Origin of the sequence: Dryocola baronae, assembly GCF_051297175.1 — a bacterium.
In the GTDB taxonomy this organism is placed as follows: domain Bacteria; phylum Pseudomonadota; class Gammaproteobacteria; order Enterobacterales; family Enterobacteriaceae; genus Dryocola.
In genome coordinates this window covers 4,848,088-4,864,563 of sequence record NZ_JBINNY010000001.1, presented here as the reverse complement: position 1 = coordinate 4,864,563, position 16,476 = coordinate 4,848,088, and the positions used below count along the sequence as shown (strand labels likewise).

The following is a 16,476-nucleotide window of genomic DNA, read 5'->3' as shown; positions in this document are numbered from 1 at the left end:
TAGGGTACAGCCGATGCCGTTTTCGTTTATTCGCCCAGCGCGCTTCGGGTTGGCAACCCTTCGCTATCGCCGATGACCTGTATCGCCAGCGAGCCGATTTTGTTCCCCCGGCTCACCGCGTGTTGCAAGGATTTCCCTTCCAGCAGGGCGCTAATCACCCCGACCGCAAAGCCGTCACCGGCTCCAACGGTATCAACCACGTTGTCCACCCTGACGGCGGGGACCGCGCCTTTTTCTCCGCCCGACGTTTTAAACCACGCGCCGTCCGCGCCGGTTTTCAACACCACGGTTTTCACGCCGCGCTCGAGATAGAAATCGGCAATCGCCTCCGGGGTTTTCTGCCCGGTGAGAATCACCCCTTCTTTGACGCCCGGCAGCACCCAGTCGGCCTGGAAAGCCAGCTGGTTGAGCTGCTTGACCATTTCGGCCTCGCTTTTCCACAGCACCGGGCGCAGGTTCGGGTCGAACGAAATGGTTTTCCCCTTCGCCTTCATGGCCTTAGCGGTGTGGTTAAGCAGCTCAAGCGAGGTCGCCGACAGCGCTGCCGCCACGCCGCTCAGGTGCAGGTGGCGTGCGCTAGAGAAGTAATCCTCGTTGAAATCCTCTACTGAAAGGTGGCTGGCCGCCGAGCCTTTGCGGAAATATTCCACGATGGGATCGGTTCCATCTTCGACTTTAGATTTGAGCTGAAAGCCGGTCGCAAAACGCTCGTCGGTCGTGACGCCCCGGCTGTCGATCTGCTCTTTGGCGAGCTGTTGCAGCACGTAGCGGCCGAAGGAATCGTTGCCCACGCGGCTCACCCAGCCCACCTTCAGGCCAAGGCGCGCGAGGCCCGTCGCCACGTTCAGCTCCGCGCCCGCGACGCGCTTAACGAATTTCTCCGCCGCCGCCAGATCGCCGGTTTCGGTTGCCACAAACATCGCCATCGCTTCGCCGATGGTGATGACATCAAGCGGGTTGTGCATTCCTTACTCCTCGCGTAACAGGTTAACGTAATGGCGGGTGACGGCCGTCAGGTCGCGGCCCTCGAGCGGGAACTCGATGCCGCGCGGCGCGTCGCCAGGCAGCAGTTTTAACAGCGCCATCCAGCGCGGTTCGGCGTCATCCAGCGCGATTGCGCGGTAGTGATAATGGTGCGGCGTGGCGGCTTTGACGTGGACATAGCCGACGCTTGCGGCCAGCGCGCGGGCCGCCGCTTCGGGCGAGTCGTCCACCCAAAGCCAGTTGGCCATATCAAAGGTTAGCTTCACGGGCAGATTTAGCGCGCCGCTCGCGGCCTGGAAGCGCTGCATCGGGGCGAGCTTCCCGCAGGCGGTCTGATCGTTTTCGACCACCAGCGTGACGTCGCTTTGCGCAAGCCACTGCTGCAGGAGCGAAAACTGCTGGCTGCCGCGAAACTCGCCGAGCGAAAGCTTCAGCCAGCCCGCGTTGAGCAGGTCTGCTTCACGTAGCAAAGAGGGGATTAACGGGTTGAGCCTGCCGTCTTCGGCGAACAGCGGCTCCGGCGCGGAATAGCAGGCCTCAAGCCCGTGGTTTGCAATCTGCTGCGCCAGCTCCGGCAGGGCATCCAGCTGGCTATTGCTCAACAGCTCGCGGCGGATTTCTACGCCGTCTGCCCCGGCCCCGGCGATAATCGGCAGCAGCGCCTGCTGCCCGCCAAGCGCGGCGATGCGGTCATGCCCGTAGGCGGCGGTAACGACAAAGATTTTGCGCGACATGGAAAGCTCCATCACGGTAACAGCTACATAACATAACTATTACGCTAGATGGAACCGGTTCCAAAGAGAAGCCAGCCGTGCTGAATTTATGATCGCTATCACGAAGAAAATATTTAGCGGGCGGTGGAGCCGCGGATGATGAGCTCGCCGGAAAAGACCTGTTCGCGCACGCCGTCTGCGGCCCCGTCAATGCGCCGGACGACCTGCTCAAGCGCGGCGTAGCCAATCTGCCACGTCGGCTGTTTGAGGGTGGTGATGCCTACGCCCGCAAGCTCCGCCCATTCGAGTTCGTCGAAGCCGAGCAGGCCGATATCGCTGCCCCAGTGCAGGCCGATGCGGCGCAGGGAGCGGGCAACCTGCAAAGTGAGCGCGCCGTTGGCGGAGATCACCGCTTTGCGCATGCCGCGGTGCTGCGTGTGGAACTGGCGCAGCGTGTTGTCCAACGCGTCGGCCTCGTGCAGCGGGATTTCGGCGTTTTCCGCCACGATGCCGGGGTAGCGATCGAGGGTGCTGCGAAAGGCGCGCAGACGCTCGCGGCGGGTGTTGACCATGCCGAGCGGCTCGCTTAAAAACAGAATCGCTTCAAAGCCTTGTTCGACAAGGTGTTCGGTGGCGGTTGTCGCCGCCTGAATGTTATCCAGCCCTACGACGTCGCAGGCAAAATCCGGGATTTTGCGGTCGATTAGCACCATCGGCAGCGCCGACTGCTGAAGCCGGTTTAAGCCCTCTTCGCGCATGCCGACGGCGTTTACCACGATGCCCTCCACCTGGTAGCTGCGCAGCAGATCGAGGTAGTGCAGCTCCTGGTCTAACTCGTTATTGGTGTTACAGACCAACGGCGTAAAGCCCTTTTCACGGCAGGCGGCCTCGATGCCGCTCAGCACGTCAACGGAGTAGGGGTTGGTTATGTCGGCGATGATCAGGCCAATCAGGCGGGTGCGGCCACGCTTCAGCCCGCGCGCCATCTGGTTTGGGCGATAGTCGAGGTCGGCGATGGCGGTTTCGATGCGGGTGCGCAGGTCGTCGGACAGCACGCTCTGCTCGCCGTTCAGATAGCGGGAAACGCTGGTTTTACCGGTTTTTGCCGCTTTCGCGACGTCGCTTATCGTGGGGCGCGCAGCCTTGCCGTTCATGTCCGTCTCCAGGAGGGGGTAACTTTCTGGAGAGTAACATAAAATTTGGCGGCTGTTGGTGGATGGCGCTTGCGCTTATCCACCCTACGTTATGGGAACGCGTAGGGCGGATAAGTGAAACGCCATCCGCCGATTTTTAGGAAAGCGGGCTTAGCGTAATCTCTACGCGACGGTTTTGCGCCTTGCCTTCGGCGGTGCTGTTGCTGGCGATTGGGTTCGCCGGGCCTGCGCCGGTGGTGCGCACGCGGCTGGCGTCCACGCCCTGGGTAATCAGCGCGCTGCCCACGCCGTCGGCACGCTGCTGGGAGAGCTTCATGTTCAGCTCCTGGCTGCCGGTGCTGTCGGTGTAGCCCACAATGTTAACGGCGGTTTTTGGATACTCTTTCAGCACCATCGCCACGCCGGTCAGGGTGTTCGCGCCCGCAGGCTTAAGCGTTGCGCTGCTGCTGTCGAAGGTGACGTTGTTTGGCATATTCAGCACGATATTGTCGCCGTTTCGCGTCACGCTCACGCCCGTTCCCTGCATTTTGTCGCGCAGTTTGGCTTCCTGCGCGTCCATGTAATAGCCGACGCCGCCGCCGAGCGCCGCACCGGCCGCCGCGCCAATCAGCGCGCCCTTGCCGCGATCTTTTTTAGAGGATGACAATACGCCAACGCCCGCGCCGACCAGCGAGCCAAGCCCGGCACCGATTCCGGATTTACCCGCTTCTCTTTCGCCCGTGTAGGGGTTGGTCGTACAGCCAGAAACTGCTAACGTGCCGCAAACCAGGGCGGCAATCATGACGCGATTTTTCATCTCATTTCCTTTGTGAATTATAGAGCTGTGACGCGCTGTCTAAGCGGCGGTTGATTATGCCGTGTGAATGTGTAGAAATTTCCCCAGAGTCGTCTGAAATTTGTAAACAATATTGAGCGGCCACAGGCCGCCACCTGCAAACACCGGAGCCCGAATTGGCTAAGACATCCTCGACAATTAAACAGGTTTTAACCGCCGCCCACTGGGGCCCAATGCTGGTCGAAACCGACGGCGAACGCGTGCTTGGTTCGAAAGGCGCGCTGGAAACCGCTCATGAAAACTCCCTTCAGCAGGCCGTTCCCGATCAGGTACACAGCAAGGCACGCGTGCAGTTTCCGATGGCGCGTAAGGGTTTTCTGGCGTCGCCGGATGCGCCTCAGGGCGTGCGCGGCGAGGATGAGTACGTGCGCATTAGCTGGGACGAGGCCTTAAAACTGATTCATCAGCAGCATCAACGTATTCGCTCAAGTTATGGTCCGGCCTCTATCTTTGCCGGTTCTTACGGCTGGCGTTCGAACGGGATCCTGCACAAAGCCGCGACGTTGCTACAGCGTTATATGAGCCTCGCGGGCGGCTACACCGGCCACCTGGGGGATTATTCCACCGGCGCGGCGCAGGTGATCATGCCGTATGTCGTCGGCTCCAATGAGGTTTACCAGCAGCAAACCAGCTGGCCGCTGGTGTTGGAACACAGCGATGTGGTGGTGCTGTGGAGCGCTAACCCGCTGAACACGCTGAAAATTGCCTGGAACGCCAGCGACGAGCAGGGCGTGAAGTATTTCGAGCAGCTGAAAAACAGCGGCAAAACGGTGATCGCCATCGATCCGATGAGATCGGAAACGGTGGATTTCTTTGGCGAACGCGTCCAGTGGATCGCCCCGAATATGGGCACCGACGTGGCGCTGATGCTCGGCATCGCCCACACGCTGGTCAGGCACGGCTGGCACGACGCGGACTTCCTGCAGCGCTGCACCTACGGCTTCGATAAATTCTGCGCCTACCTGATGGGCGAAACCGACGGCCAGCCGAAGAACGCCGACTGGGCGGCGAAAATCTGCGGCGTGCCGGTACAGACCATCGAATATCTGGCGCAGCTGTTTAGCAGCAACCGCACCATGCTGATGTCGGGCTGGGGAATGCAGCGCCAGCAGTACGGCGAGCAGAAGCACTGGATGCTGGTGACGCTGGCGGCCATGCTCGGGCAGATTGGCACGCCCGGCGCGGGCTTCGGGCTTTCCTACCACTTTGCCAACGGCGGCAACCCGACGAGGCGTGCGGCGGTGCCCGGTTCCCTCCAGGGTATGGTCGCGGGCGGCACGGACGCGGTGGAAAAAATTCCCGTCGCGCGCATCGTTGAGGCGCTGGAAAACCCCGGCGCGCGCTATCAGCACAACGGCATGGAAAAAACCTTCCCGGACATCCGCATGCTGTGGTGGGCGGGCGGCGGTAACTTTACCCATCATCAGGACACCAACCGCCTGATTAAGGCCTGGCAAAAGCCGGAGCTGGTGGTGATTTCCGAATGCTTCTGGACGGCGGCGGCAAAGCACGCGGATATCGTGCTGCCGATTACCACCTCGTTTGAGCGCAACGACATGACGATGACCGGCGACTACAGCAACCAGCATCTGGTGCCGATGAAGCAGGTTGTCGCGTCGCAGGGCGAAGCGCGCAACGATTTTGACGTTTTTGCCGCGCTCAGCGAGCTGTGGGAGCAGGGCGGCGGCGCGCGCTTTACCGAAGAGAAAAGCGAGATGCAGTGGCTGGAAAGCTTCTATGAGATGGCGCAAAGCCGGGGCGCGGCGCAGCAGGTTACGCTGCCGAACTTTAGCGAATTTTGGGAAGCTAACCGGCTGATAGAAATGCCGGAAAGCGAGAAGAATAACGATTTTGTTCGCTTCAGCGATTTCCGCGCCGATCCGCAAGCTAATCCGTTAAAAACCCCGAGCGGGAAAATCGAAATTTATTCCGAGCGCATCGCCGCTTTCGGCTACGGCGATTGCCCGCCGCACCCAACCTGGCTTGAGCCGGACGAATGGCAGGGCAACGCCGAAAAAGACCAGCTTCAGCTGCTTTCCGCGCACCCGGCGCACCGTCTGCACAGCCAGCTCAACTATGCGGCGCTGCGGGATAAATATGCTATCGCCGGGCGCGAACCGCTGACGCTGCACCCGCAGGACGCAAAATCCCGCGGGATCAGCGACGGCGACCTGGTGCGCGTCTGGAACCACCGCGGCCAGGTGCTGGTCGGGGCGCTGATCACCGACGGCATCAAGCCCGGCGTGGTCTGCATCCATGAAGGCGCCTGGCCCGATCTGGACGGCGATAAGCTGTGTAAAAACGGCGCGGTAAACGTGCTGACGCTGGATATTCCCACGTCGCGGCTGGCTAACGGCTGTGCGGCAAACTCGTCTTTAGTATGGGCCGAAAAATACACCGGCCCGGTGCCGACCGTTACGGCATTCGATCCACCCGCCAGCCCATAATCCACGTCGGGTGGCGCGTTTCCTCCTGCCAGGCGCTTTCTTCAATGCGAAAGCCCTGTTTATGGTAGAAATGCACCGCCCGCTGGTTCTTCTGATATACCTCAAGACTCAGCTCCGGGAAGCGCGCTTTGACATGGCCGATAAGCGCGCCGCCGACGCCTTGGCCGCTGTAACGCTCGTCAACAAACAGCGCGCCGACAAAACGTTCGTCCAGAATGCTGATAAACCCGACGACGCGCCCCTGCTCTTCGTAAACCCAGGTCTGCGACTGCGGGATATAAACGTTGCGCACGATCGACTCGCTTTCCCGCCAGTAGGTTTCAGCGATAAACGGGTGCGCGTGGATAGTGCTGGCAAGCCACAGCGCGATCAGCACGTCCATTTCACCGGCGAGCAGCGGGCGAATCATTTGTGGTTGTCTGGGTGGCAGAAACACGCGGTGACGTGATCGTTCACCAGCCCGCACGCCTGCATAAACGAGTAGCAGATGGTTGAGCCAACAAACTTAAAGCCGCGCTTTTTTAACGCCTTTGAGAGCGCGTCGGAATCGGGGGTGGTGGTGGCGATTTCCGCCATCGTAGCGGCGTTGGTTACCTGCGGCTTGTTATCCACAAACGACCAGACGAATTCGGGGAATTTCTCGCCGTTCGCTTCCATCGCCAGGTACGCTTTGGCGTTGTTGACGATCGCCTCGATTTTGCCGCGATGGCGGATAATTCCCGCATCCAGCACCAGCTCGTCGATATCTTCCTGGCGGAAAAGCGCCACGGCCTGCGGATCGAAGTTTTTAAAGCAGCGGCGATAGTTTTCGCGCTTCTTCAGTACGGTTATCCACGACAGCCCCGCCTGCTGGCCTTCCAGGCAGATCATCTCGAACAGTTTTTGCCCGTCCGTGACCGGCACGCCCCATTCCTTATCGTGGTATTCAAGGTAAAGCGGGTCCTGTGTAACCCATCCGCATCGCTGCATAGTCTGTTCCCTCTGATAAATAGTTGTGAGCCAGCTTGACGTGCCTGATAAAGAGACAATAGTTAATTCAGGGGTATCCGCAAGCCCGTCAAAAACACTAAAAATAACGCCGGATTTGGCTCTTCTCTGGAGTCGGTTGATGACTATATCTTCTATACGCAGTGGTCGCCGTGTGGCTCTTGAAACGGCGCTGGCTTTTTTATGCCTGCTTCATGCTGGCCACGTCCTGGCGTGGCAGCAAGAATATATTGCTGATGAATCAACGGGTGACGGGCAGGACCGTTATACCTGGGACAGCGAGCGCGCGCCAAGCTATAACGATATTCTCGCCGAACGCATTAATTCTTCGCAGGCTTTGGACAACTCGCCGGGCCTTAATTATTCCGCCGGTAATGATAGCGCTCTCGGCGACAATGCACGCCTCGGCATCGGCTGGACGTTCCCGGTAATGGGCAACATTACCACCGGCCCGACCGCAGAATACAGCTGGGACGGCAGCTCAACCGGCATCTACAACGAGTACGGCGACAGCGTGATAGCCTCACGCTACAACGACCAGCTCTGGCACGCCAGCGTTTCCACCGTCGGCTGGCGGCTGGATTCTTCCGTCGGCTACCTTCGCCCGTGGGCGCAGGTGAGCTACAACCACCAGTATGGCGACAATATCTGGAAAGCGCAGATGGGGTCGCGCCCGAACGCGGCAAGCGCGCAGGACACCAGCTGGACGGACGTCACCGTCGGGGCCGACGTGCCAATAGGCAAAAACGTCGCGGCGTTCGCGTCAATGTCGCAGGCCGAAGGGCTTTCCACCGGCGAAGGGTATATGTACAACCTCGGGGTCAGCGCGCGGTTTTGAGGGTTCATGTAGTAAAAAAGTAAGTACTCGCTTACTTTTTTGTGTCGCACATTAGCAATTACGCCGGGTGGCGCTGCGCTTACCCGGCCTACGAATTCGACCGGCGGCGGCCCGTAGGTCGGATAAACGCAGCGCCATCCGACATCCAGAGGTGCTTACCCGGCCTACGAATTCGACCGGCGGCGACCTGTAGGTCGGATAAGCGCAGCGCTATCCGACATCCAGAGGTGCTTACCCGGCCTACGAATTCGACCGGCGGCGACCTGTAGGTCGGATAAGCGCAGCGCCATCCGACATCCAGAGGTGCTTACCCGGCCTACGAATTCGACCGGCGGCGACCTGTAGGTCGGATAAGCGCAGCGCCATCCGACATCCCGCCCAATCCGCCATCCCACCCTAACCATCAACAAAATGCCCATTTTGTTAACCTCGTCACAGTATAATTTAACATTGTGTATACAGCATTTGCGCGCCTTTCATTGATAGTGATCGCTCACATACATTCATCATAATGATGAATTAAGGTCATTCATTCCCGCTGGGATGCATTTCATTCCGCGTGTGGGGCACTTCATGCCGTTTTCTCCTGGAATAAAATGCGCTTCGTTAACCTAGTCGGCAGATAACTTCCCTTAGATTTGCAGGACATCTGCCATGAATACTGCTCAATACAACCGTACTCGCTGGTTAACCCTTATCGGGACAATCATTACCCAGTTCGCGTTGGGGTCCGTTTATACCTGGAGCCTGTTCAACAGCGCGTTATCCGAAAAGCTCAACGAACCGATTAGCCAGGTCGCTTTCTCCTTCGGCCTGTTAAGCCTCGGGCTTGCTATCTCTTCATCCGTTGCCGGTAAGTTGCAGGAACGCTTCGGCGTGCGTAAGGTCACGATGGCGGCGGGCGTGCTGCTGGGCGTGGGCTTCTTCCTCACCGCGCATTCAAACAACCTGATTATGCTATGGCTGAGCGCGGGCGTGCTGGTTGGGCTTGCGGACGGCGCGGGCTACCTGTTAACGCTGTCCAACTGCGTGAAGTGGTTCCCGGAGCGTAAAGGGCTTATCTCCGCCTTTGCGATTGGCTCTTACGGCCTTGGCAGCCTCGGCTTTAAATACATCGACACCCATCTTCTGGCGACCTACGGCCTGGAAAACACCTTTATGATCTGGGGCGCGCTGGCGATGGTGATGATTCTGTTCGGCGCAACGCTTATGAAAGACGCGCCGGTTCACGAAGCGCAGACCGTCAACGGCGTAACCGAAAAAGACTACACCCTGGCAGAATCTATGCGTAAACCGCAGTACTGGATGCTGGCGGTGATGTTCCTGACCGCCTGCATGAGCGGCCTGTACGTCATTGGCGTGGCGAAGGATATTGCGCAGGGCATGGTGCATTTGACCGCCGAGTCCGCCGCGAACGCCGTGACCGTGATTGCGATTGCTAACCTGAGCGGCCGCCTGGTGCTGGGCATCCTGTCCGACAAAATTGCCCGCATCCGCGTGATTACCCTGGGCCAGGTCATTTCCCTGGTGGGGATGGCAGCACTGCTGTTCGCGCCGCTGAACGAAGCGACCTTCTTTGCGGCAATCGCCTGCGTCGCCTTTAACTTCGGCGGCACCATCACCGTTTATCCTTCGCTGGTAAGCGAGTTCTTCGGCCTGAACAACCTGACTAAAAACTACGGGGTGATTTATCTGGGCTTCGGCATCGGCAGCATCTGCGGGTCAATTATCGCCTCGCTGTTCGGCGGCTTCTACGTCACCTTCTGCGTGATCTTCGCCCTGCTGATTCTCTCCCTCGCGCTGTCCACCACCATTCGCCAGCCGGCGCGTGAAACCGTGCAGCACGAACACGCTCACGCCTGAAAATAGGTAGCACCGTAAAGATGCCGCTGGGTTAGCGCCCGGCGGTTTTTTTTATCTGTTTTTCTGGAAAGCGAGTAAGCGTGCCGTTGTTTATTATTTAATCGTGCTGATTATCGATGGAATGTGTAAATTTATGGGTATTTCGCGTTTTTGGACGATACTTTTTATGACCTCTGTGCTCTACTAGCCCGCGCCGTGGCTCCTGCCAGGCCTAAGAATCATCCCGATTCGAACCAACGCTTTCTTTCTGAGAGAACTCATTGTCTTAAGGATTGTCTGAGTAACGTTTTATACGTCTTCTATTTTTTGCGCCAGGACACCCTGAATGAATTACATTAAATCGATGACCCAGCAGAAATTATGCTTTCTGTTAGCGGTATACATCGGCCTGTTTTTGAACATCTCGGTTTTTTATCACCGTTTTGACGGATTAGCGCATGATCTTAACGCCTGGAAAGCGTTTGCCGCCGTTGCGGAAATGTGTGCCACGGTATTAGTCACTTTCTTCCTCCTGCGGGTACTTTCGCTGTTTGGCCGCCTGGCCTGGCGAGTCCTTACTACCTTCGTCGTGCTGTGCTCCGTAGGCGCAAGCTACTACATGACATTCCTCAACGTGGTTATCGGTTACGGCATCATCGCGTCGGTAATGACCACGGATATCGACCTCTCAAAAGAGATTGTCGGCTACCACTTCGTGCTGTGGATGGTGCTGGTAAGCGCAATCCCGCTGGTGCTTATCTGGAGCAACACCTGCCGCTACACGCTGCTTAAACAGCTGCAAACGCGCGGCCACCGCGTGAAGAGCGTGGCGATTGTACTGCTCGCGGGCCTGATGGTTTGGGCACCGCTGCGCTTCCTCGACAAGCAGCAAAACCGCATCGAAAAACGCTCCACCGTCGATATGCCAAGCTACGGCGGCGTGGTGGCGAACTCGTATCTGCCTTCCAACTGGATTTCCGCGCTGGGCCTGTTTGCCTGGGCGCAGGTGGATGAATCCAGCGACAACAAATCCCTGATGGATCCGGCGAAGAAATTCACCTACGTCGCGCCGAAGGGCATCGACGATACCTATATGGTGTTCATCATCGGTGAAACCACGCGCTGGGATCACATGGGGATTCTCGGCTATGACCGCGACACCACGCCGAAGCTCGCCAAGGAGAAAAACCTGGTTGCCTTCCGCGGCGAGTCCTGCGACACCGCGACCAAGCTTTCTCTGCGCTGCATGTTCGTGCGCGAGGGCGGGGCGGAAGATAACCCGCAGCGTACCTTAAAAGAGCAGAACGTCTTTGCCGTCCTTAAGCAGCTCGGCTTCTCGTCGAACCTGTACGCAATGCAAAGCGAAGTGTGGTTCTACGGCAACACCATGGCCGATAACTTCTCCTACCGCGAGCAGATCGCCGCCGAACCGCGCAACAGCGGCAAGCAGGTGGATGACATGCTGCTGGTGGAAGAAATGAAGCGCTCTATCGACCAGCATCCAAAAGGCAAGCACCTGATTATTCTGCACACCAAAGGCTCGCACTTCTCGTACGTGCAGCGCTATCCGCGCAGCTTTGCGAAATGGACGCCGGAATGCGTGAGCATCGATAAAGAGTGCAGCAAAGAGCAGCTGATTAACGCCTTCGATAACTCCGTGTTGTATACCGACACGGTGATCTCCGACGTTATCAACCAGCTGCGTGATAAGCGCGCGATTATCTTCTATGCCTCTGACCACGGTGAATCCATCAGCGAGCACAAGCACCTGCACGGCACGCCGCGTGAAATGGCGCCGCCAGAGCAGTTCCGCGTTCCGCTGATGGTTTGGGCGTCCGATAAGTATCTTGAAGACCCTGACCGCGCCCGCTCGTTCGAACATATGAAAGAGCAGGCGGCGATGAAGGTTCCGCATCGCCACGTTGAGCTGTACGACACCATCATGGGTTGCCTCGGTTACACCTCGCCAAACGGCGGGATTAACGAGAACAACAACTGGTGCCACGTGCCGCAGAAGGCTGCGCAGTAACATTTAAGATACAAGCGCTTGCTTTTGAAGCAAACGGTAGGGATTTTTAAGTTAAGGGATTGACGGCTAAAACGGTGCGCAGTAAGATGCGCTCCGCATTCGGCGAGTAGCGCAGCTTGGTAGCGCAACTGGTTTGGGACCAGTGGGTCGGAGGTTCGAATCCTCTCTCGCCGACCACATTCAGAAAAGGCCAGCTCTTAGAGCTGGCCTTTTTGCATCTGCAATTCCTGGAAACGTAGGTTGGATAAGCGTCAGCGCCATCCAACGGTGATTCCCGAAAATCGGCGGATGGCACGCTGTTTATCCGCCCTACAAAACCTTCCGCTCGCCAAAATGCCCACTCCATCGCCCAACGCGCGTCTTTATATGATTTTGTGACATATTCCATTGTATTTTGTTATGAAAAACCGTGGTTTTTTGCGCCATTGCTTATGTTTTGTTCCAGCATGATTCGCTGTAAGAGACGCCGATCACAAAACAAATCGTTCATATAATCATCATCCGGCAAGAAATTTTTTAAAATGCGCGCAACCGTTTACCGCTATCGGTTGCAAATTAAGCAGTGTAATATTCTGGTAACAAGCCGGTAGCATAAATTTCCCTGCTGGAAATGTCCCAACTGGCTTTTTTTTAACTTTGTTTGCCGTTTCTCACCCCGGTTGTAAATCCCCGACACCTGTATTGACGTTTATACAATCTGTTGACAGATTGTAGGGCGTGAGGGGCACTTTATGGACAGTCCGCACTACCACACAGCTTGCCTGACGAAAGGAACCCCTGGCCTCACCGCCGCCTCCGGGCACCCCCGAACAGACCGCACTCAAATAACAAAGGTCTAACGGAAAAATAACAACACACATCTCACATTGGAGCAGAAGAATGAGTATTTCCTTGAAGAAGTCAGGGATGCTGAAATTTGGTCTGAGCCTGGTCGCTCTGACCGTTGCAGCCAGCGTTCAGGCCAAAACCCTGGTTTATTGTTCAGAAGGTTCCCCAGAAGGTTTTAACCCGCAGTTGTTCACCTCTGGCACCACCTACGATGCCAGCTCGGTGCCTATCTATAACCGTCTGGTCGAATTCAAAATCGGCACCACCGAAATCATTCCTGGCCTTGCTGAAAAGTGGGAAGTGAGCGAAGACGGCAAAACCTACACCTTCCACCTGCGTAAAGGCGTGAAGTGGCAGGACAATAAAGATTTCAAACCCACGCGTGACCTGAACGCCGACGACGTGGTGTTCTCCTTCGATCGTCAGAAAAACGCCCAGAACCCGTACCATAAAGTCTCCGGCGGCAGCTACGAATACTTCGAAGGCATGGGCCTGCCTGACCTGATCACCGAAATCAAAAAGGTTGATGACAACACCGTTCAGTTCGTGCTGGCGCGCCCGGAAGCACCGTTCCTGGCTGACCTTGCGATGGACTTCGCTTCCATCCTGTCAAAAGAATATGCCGACAACATGCTGAAGGCCGGCACGCCGGAAAAAACCGACCTGAACCCAATCGGTACCGGTCCGTTCCAGCTGCTGCAATACCAGAAAGACTCCCGCATTCTGTACAAAGCGTTCCCTGGCTACTGGGGCACCAAGCCGCAGATCGACCGCCTGGTGTTCTCCATCACGCCTGATGCGTCCGTGCGCTACGCCAAACTGCAGAAAAACGAGTGCCAGGTTATGCCGTTCCCGAACCCGGCCGACATCGCGCGTATGAAGCAGGATAAGAACATCAACCTGATGGAGCAGGCTGGCCTGAACGTTGGTTACCTCTCCTTCAACACCGAGAAAAAGCCGTTTGACGACGTGAAAGTGCGTCAGGCGCTGACCTACGCGGTGAACAAAGAAGCGATCATCAAAGCCGTTTATCAGGGCGCGGGCACCGCGGCTAAAAACCTGATCCCGCCAACCATGTGGGGCTACAACGATGACGTGAAGGACTACACCTACGATCCTGAGAAGGCAAAAGCGCTGCTGAAAGAATCCGGCCACGCTGACGGCTTCTCCGTTGATCTGTGGGCGATGCCCGTTCAGCGTCCTTACAACCCGAACGCTCGCCGTATGGCCGAGATGATTCAGGCAGACTGGGCGAAAGTCGGCGTTACCGCCAAAATCGTTACCTACGAGTGGGGCGAGTACCTGAAGCGCGCCAAAGCTGGCGAGCACCAGACCGTTATGATGGGCTGGACCGGCGACAACGGGGATCCGGATAACTTCTTCGCCACCCTGTTCAGCTGTGCGGCAGCGAAAGACGGCTCCAACTACTCACGCTGGTGCTACAAGCCGTTTGAAGACCTGATTCAACCGGCTCGCGCAACCGACGACCACAACAAGCGTATCGAACTCTACAAACAGGCTCAGGTAGTGATGCATGACCAGGCTCCGGCGCTGATCGTTGCCCACTCCACCGTGTACGAGCCGGTTCGTAAAGAGGTGAAAGGCTACGTGGTCGATCCGTTGGGCAAACACCACTTTGAGAACGTGTCAGTCGAATAATAAAACGGAACCAACCCGAAGCTAGCTGAACCGTAGGGTGGATAAGCGATAGCGCCATCCACCACTTATGTGGGTTTAGCGGGTGGCGCGCAGCTTATCCGCCCTACGTTTTAGCCGTTTATCGCTTCGGGTGAATTACTTATTCCCTCCAGTCGAGGGAAAGATTTGTGAGCAATACAGACGGCGAGTCACCAGGCCTTCCGTCACTACAGAGAATCCGGGATATGTTGCAGTTCATCCTCCGACGTCTGGGTCTTGTGATCCCCACGTTTATCGGTATTACCCTACTCACCTTCGCCTTTGTGCATATGATCCCCGGTGACCCGGTGATGATTATGGCCGGCGAGCGTGGTATCTCTCCTGAACGTCATGCCCAGCTGCTGGCCGAGCTTGGCCTCGACAAGCCGATGTGGCAGCAGTACCTCCATTACATTTGGGGCGTAATGCATGGCGACCTCGGTATTTCATTAAAAAGCCGCCTCCCGGTTTGGGATGAGTTCGTGCCGCGCTTTAAGGCGACGATGGAACTCGGCGTGTGCGCCATGATCTTCGCCGTTGCCGTGGGTATCCCGGTCGGCGTGCTGGCCGCCGTGAAGCGCGGTTCCGTGTTCGACCACACCGCCGTTGGCCTCGCGCTGACCGGCTACTCGATGCCTATCTTCTGGTGGGGCATGATGCTGATCATGCTGGTGTCGGTGTACTGGAACCTGACCCCGGTCTCCGGGCGCGTCAGCGACACGGTATTCCTCGACGACACCCTACCGCTTACCGGCTTTATGCTGATAGACACGGCGATATGGGGCGAATCGGGCGACTTTATCGACGCGCTGGCGCACATGATCCTGCCCGCCGTGGTGCTCGGCACCATCCCGCTGGCGGTAATCGTGCGTATGACCCGCTCGGCGATGCTTGAAGTGCTGGGCGAGGACTACATCCGCACCGCCCGCGCCAAAGGCCTGACCCGCATGCGCGTTATCGTGGTGCATGCCCTGCGCAACGCCATGCTGCCGGTGGTGACGGTTATCGGCCTGCAGGTCGGTACGCTGCTCGCCGGTGCGATTCTGACGGAAACCATCTTCTCCTGGCCGGGACTTGGCCGCTGGTTAATTGACGCGCTTCAGCGCCGCGACTACCCGGTAGTGCAGGGCGGCGTGCTGCTGGTGGCGACGATGATTATCCTCGTTAACCTGATCGTCGACCTACTGTACGGCGTGGTGAACCCGCGTATCCGCCATAAGAAATAAGGGGCCATCATGACGCAAATTACTGAAACAAAAGCGGTGGCGGCACCGAAGCCGATGACGCCATTCCAGGAATTCTGGCACTACTTTAAACGCAACAAAGGCGCGGTGGTCGGGCTGGTGTACGTCACCATCATGATCCTGATTGCCGTCTTCGCCAACGTCATCTCCCCGCACGGCCCGGCCGAGCAGTTCCGCGACGCGCTGCTGCACCCGCCGGTCTGGCAGGAAGGCGGCAGCTGGCAGTTTATCCTCGGTACCGACGACGTGGGCCGCGACATCATGGCTCGCCTGATGTACGGCGCGCGCCTGTCGCTGCTGGTGGGCTGCCTGGTGGTTGTGCTGTCGCTGATTATGGGCGTGGTGCTCGGGCTTATCGCCGGCTACTTCGGCGGCATCATCGACAACATCATCATGCGTATCGTCGATATCATGCTGGCCCTGCCGAGCCTGCTGCTGGCGCTGGTGCTGGTGGCGATATTCGGCCCGTCGATAGTCAACGCCTCGCTTGCCCTGACGTTCGTTGCCCTGCCGCACTATGTGCGACTGACGCGCGGCGCGGTGCTTGTTGAAGTGAACCGCGACTACGTGACCGCCTCCCGCGTGGCGGGCGCAAGCCCGATGCGCCAGATGTTCGTCAACATTTTACCGAACTGCCTCGCACCGCTGATCGTGCAGGCTTCTCTTGGCTTCTCGAACGCCATTCTCGACATGGCCGCCCTTGGCTTCCTCGGCATGGGTGCGCAGCCGCCAACACCGGAGTGGGGCACCATGCTCTCCGACGTGTTGCAGTTCGCGCAAAGCGCCTGGTGGGTTGTGACCTTCCCCGGTCTTGCAATCCTGCTAACGGTGCTGGCATTTAACCTGATGGGTGACGGGCTGCGTGACGCCCTCGATCCTAAACTGAAGCAGTAAGAGG

General features: G+C 57.8%; 13 protein-coding genes and 1 tRNA gene. 8 read left to right on the top strand and 6 right to left on the bottom strand.

The window, feature by feature from the left end; genetic code table 11:
* Nucleotides 1-26: 26 nt before the first annotated feature.
* From ACSPHG_RS22965 to ACSPHG_RS22950, 4 genes are all read right to left on the bottom strand, one after another.
* Nucleotides 27-965, bottom strand: coding sequence for a sugar kinase (locus ACSPHG_RS22965; RefSeq protein WP_435955777.1), 939 nt, complete (start codon nucleotides 963-965; stop codon nucleotides 27-29).
* Between the two features lie 3 nt (nucleotides 966-968).
* Nucleotides 969-1,718, bottom strand: a complete 750-nt coding sequence (locus tag ACSPHG_RS22960) for a sugar phosphate isomerase/epimerase family protein (RefSeq protein ID WP_435955776.1) — start codon at nucleotides 1,716-1,718, stop codon at nucleotides 969-971.
* 113 nt (nucleotides 1,719-1,831) lie between these two features.
* Entirely contained in the window at nucleotides 1,832-2,851 is a 1,020-nt protein-coding gene (locus tag ACSPHG_RS22955) for a LacI family DNA-binding transcriptional regulator (RefSeq protein WP_435955775.1), read from the bottom strand.
* A gap of 136 nt (nucleotides 2,852-2,987) precedes the next feature.
* Nucleotides 2,988-3,647, bottom strand: coding sequence for an OmpA family lipoprotein (locus ACSPHG_RS22950; protein ID WP_435955774.1), 660 nt, complete (start codon nucleotides 3,645-3,647; stop codon nucleotides 2,988-2,990).
* A 155-nt stretch (nucleotides 3,648-3,802) separates the two neighbouring features.
* On the opposite strand from ACSPHG_RS22950, the gene ACSPHG_RS22945 reads away from it, so the two are divergent.
* Entirely contained in the window at nucleotides 3,803-6,133 is a 2,331-nt protein-coding gene (locus ACSPHG_RS22945; protein WP_435955773.1) for a molybdopterin guanine dinucleotide-containing S/N-oxide reductase, read from the top strand.
* On the opposite strand, the gene ACSPHG_RS22940 is transcribed toward ACSPHG_RS22945, so the two are convergent.
* Together ACSPHG_RS22940 and tag are read right to left on the bottom strand one after the other, a co-directional pair.
* Nucleotides 6,102-6,542, bottom strand: a complete 441-nt coding sequence (locus ACSPHG_RS22940; protein WP_435955772.1) for an N-acetyltransferase — start codon at nucleotides 6,540-6,542, stop codon at nucleotides 6,102-6,104. The two genes, ACSPHG_RS22945 and ACSPHG_RS22940, sit on opposite strands and share 32 nt — an antisense overlap.
* Nucleotides 6,539-7,102: a DNA-3-methyladenine glycosylase I gene (tag, locus tag ACSPHG_RS22935; protein ID WP_435955771.1), complete on the bottom strand. Its 564-nt coding sequence runs from the start codon at nucleotides 7,100-7,102 to the stop codon at nucleotides 6,539-6,541. The genes ACSPHG_RS22940 and tag overlap by 4 nt, the downstream gene beginning before the upstream one ends.
* A gap of 139 nt (nucleotides 7,103-7,241) precedes the next feature.
* Between tag and ACSPHG_RS22930 the strand changes: the two genes are divergently transcribed.
* The 7 genes from ACSPHG_RS22930 (at nucleotide 7,242) to dppC (ending at nucleotide 16,472) form a co-directional block, all read left to right on the top strand.
* Nucleotides 7,242-7,958, top strand: coding sequence for an autotransporter domain-containing protein (locus ACSPHG_RS22930; protein ID WP_435955770.1), 717 nt, complete (start codon nucleotides 7,242-7,244; stop codon nucleotides 7,956-7,958).
* Between the two features lie 654 nt (nucleotides 7,959-8,612).
* Complete coding sequence (locus ACSPHG_RS22925) at nucleotides 8,613-9,821, top strand: L-lactate MFS transporter (RefSeq protein ID WP_435955769.1); 1,209 nt, start codon at nucleotides 8,613-8,615, stop codon at nucleotides 9,819-9,821.
* Nucleotides 9,822-10,146: 325 nt separating this feature from the next.
* Nucleotides 10,147-11,829, top strand: a complete 1,683-nt coding sequence (gene eptB / locus ACSPHG_RS22920; protein WP_435955768.1) for a kdo(2)-lipid A phosphoethanolamine 7''-transferase — start codon at nucleotides 10,147-10,149, stop codon at nucleotides 11,827-11,829.
* Between the two features lie 100 nt (nucleotides 11,830-11,929).
* A tRNA-Pro gene (locus ACSPHG_RS22915) sits at nucleotides 11,930-12,006 on the top strand.
* A 702-nt stretch (nucleotides 12,007-12,708) separates the two neighbouring features.
* Nucleotides 12,709-14,316, top strand: coding sequence for a dipeptide ABC transporter periplasmic-binding protein DppA (gene dppA, locus ACSPHG_RS22910; RefSeq protein WP_435955767.1), 1,608 nt, complete (start codon nucleotides 12,709-12,711; stop codon nucleotides 14,314-14,316).
* 224 nt (nucleotides 14,317-14,540) lie between these two features.
* On the top strand, nucleotides 14,541-15,560 hold the full coding sequence (gene dppB / locus ACSPHG_RS22905; RefSeq protein WP_435955766.1) for a dipeptide ABC transporter permease DppB: 1,020 nt from the start codon (nucleotides 14,541-14,543) through the stop codon (nucleotides 15,558-15,560).
* Between the two features lie 9 nt (nucleotides 15,561-15,569).
* Nucleotides 15,570-16,472 (top strand): dipeptide ABC transporter permease DppC, encoded by a 903-nt coding sequence (gene dppC / locus ACSPHG_RS22900; RefSeq protein ID WP_435955765.1) that lies wholly within the window; start codon nucleotides 15,570-15,572, stop codon nucleotides 16,470-16,472.
* Nucleotides 16,473-16,476: the final 4 nt, after the last annotated feature.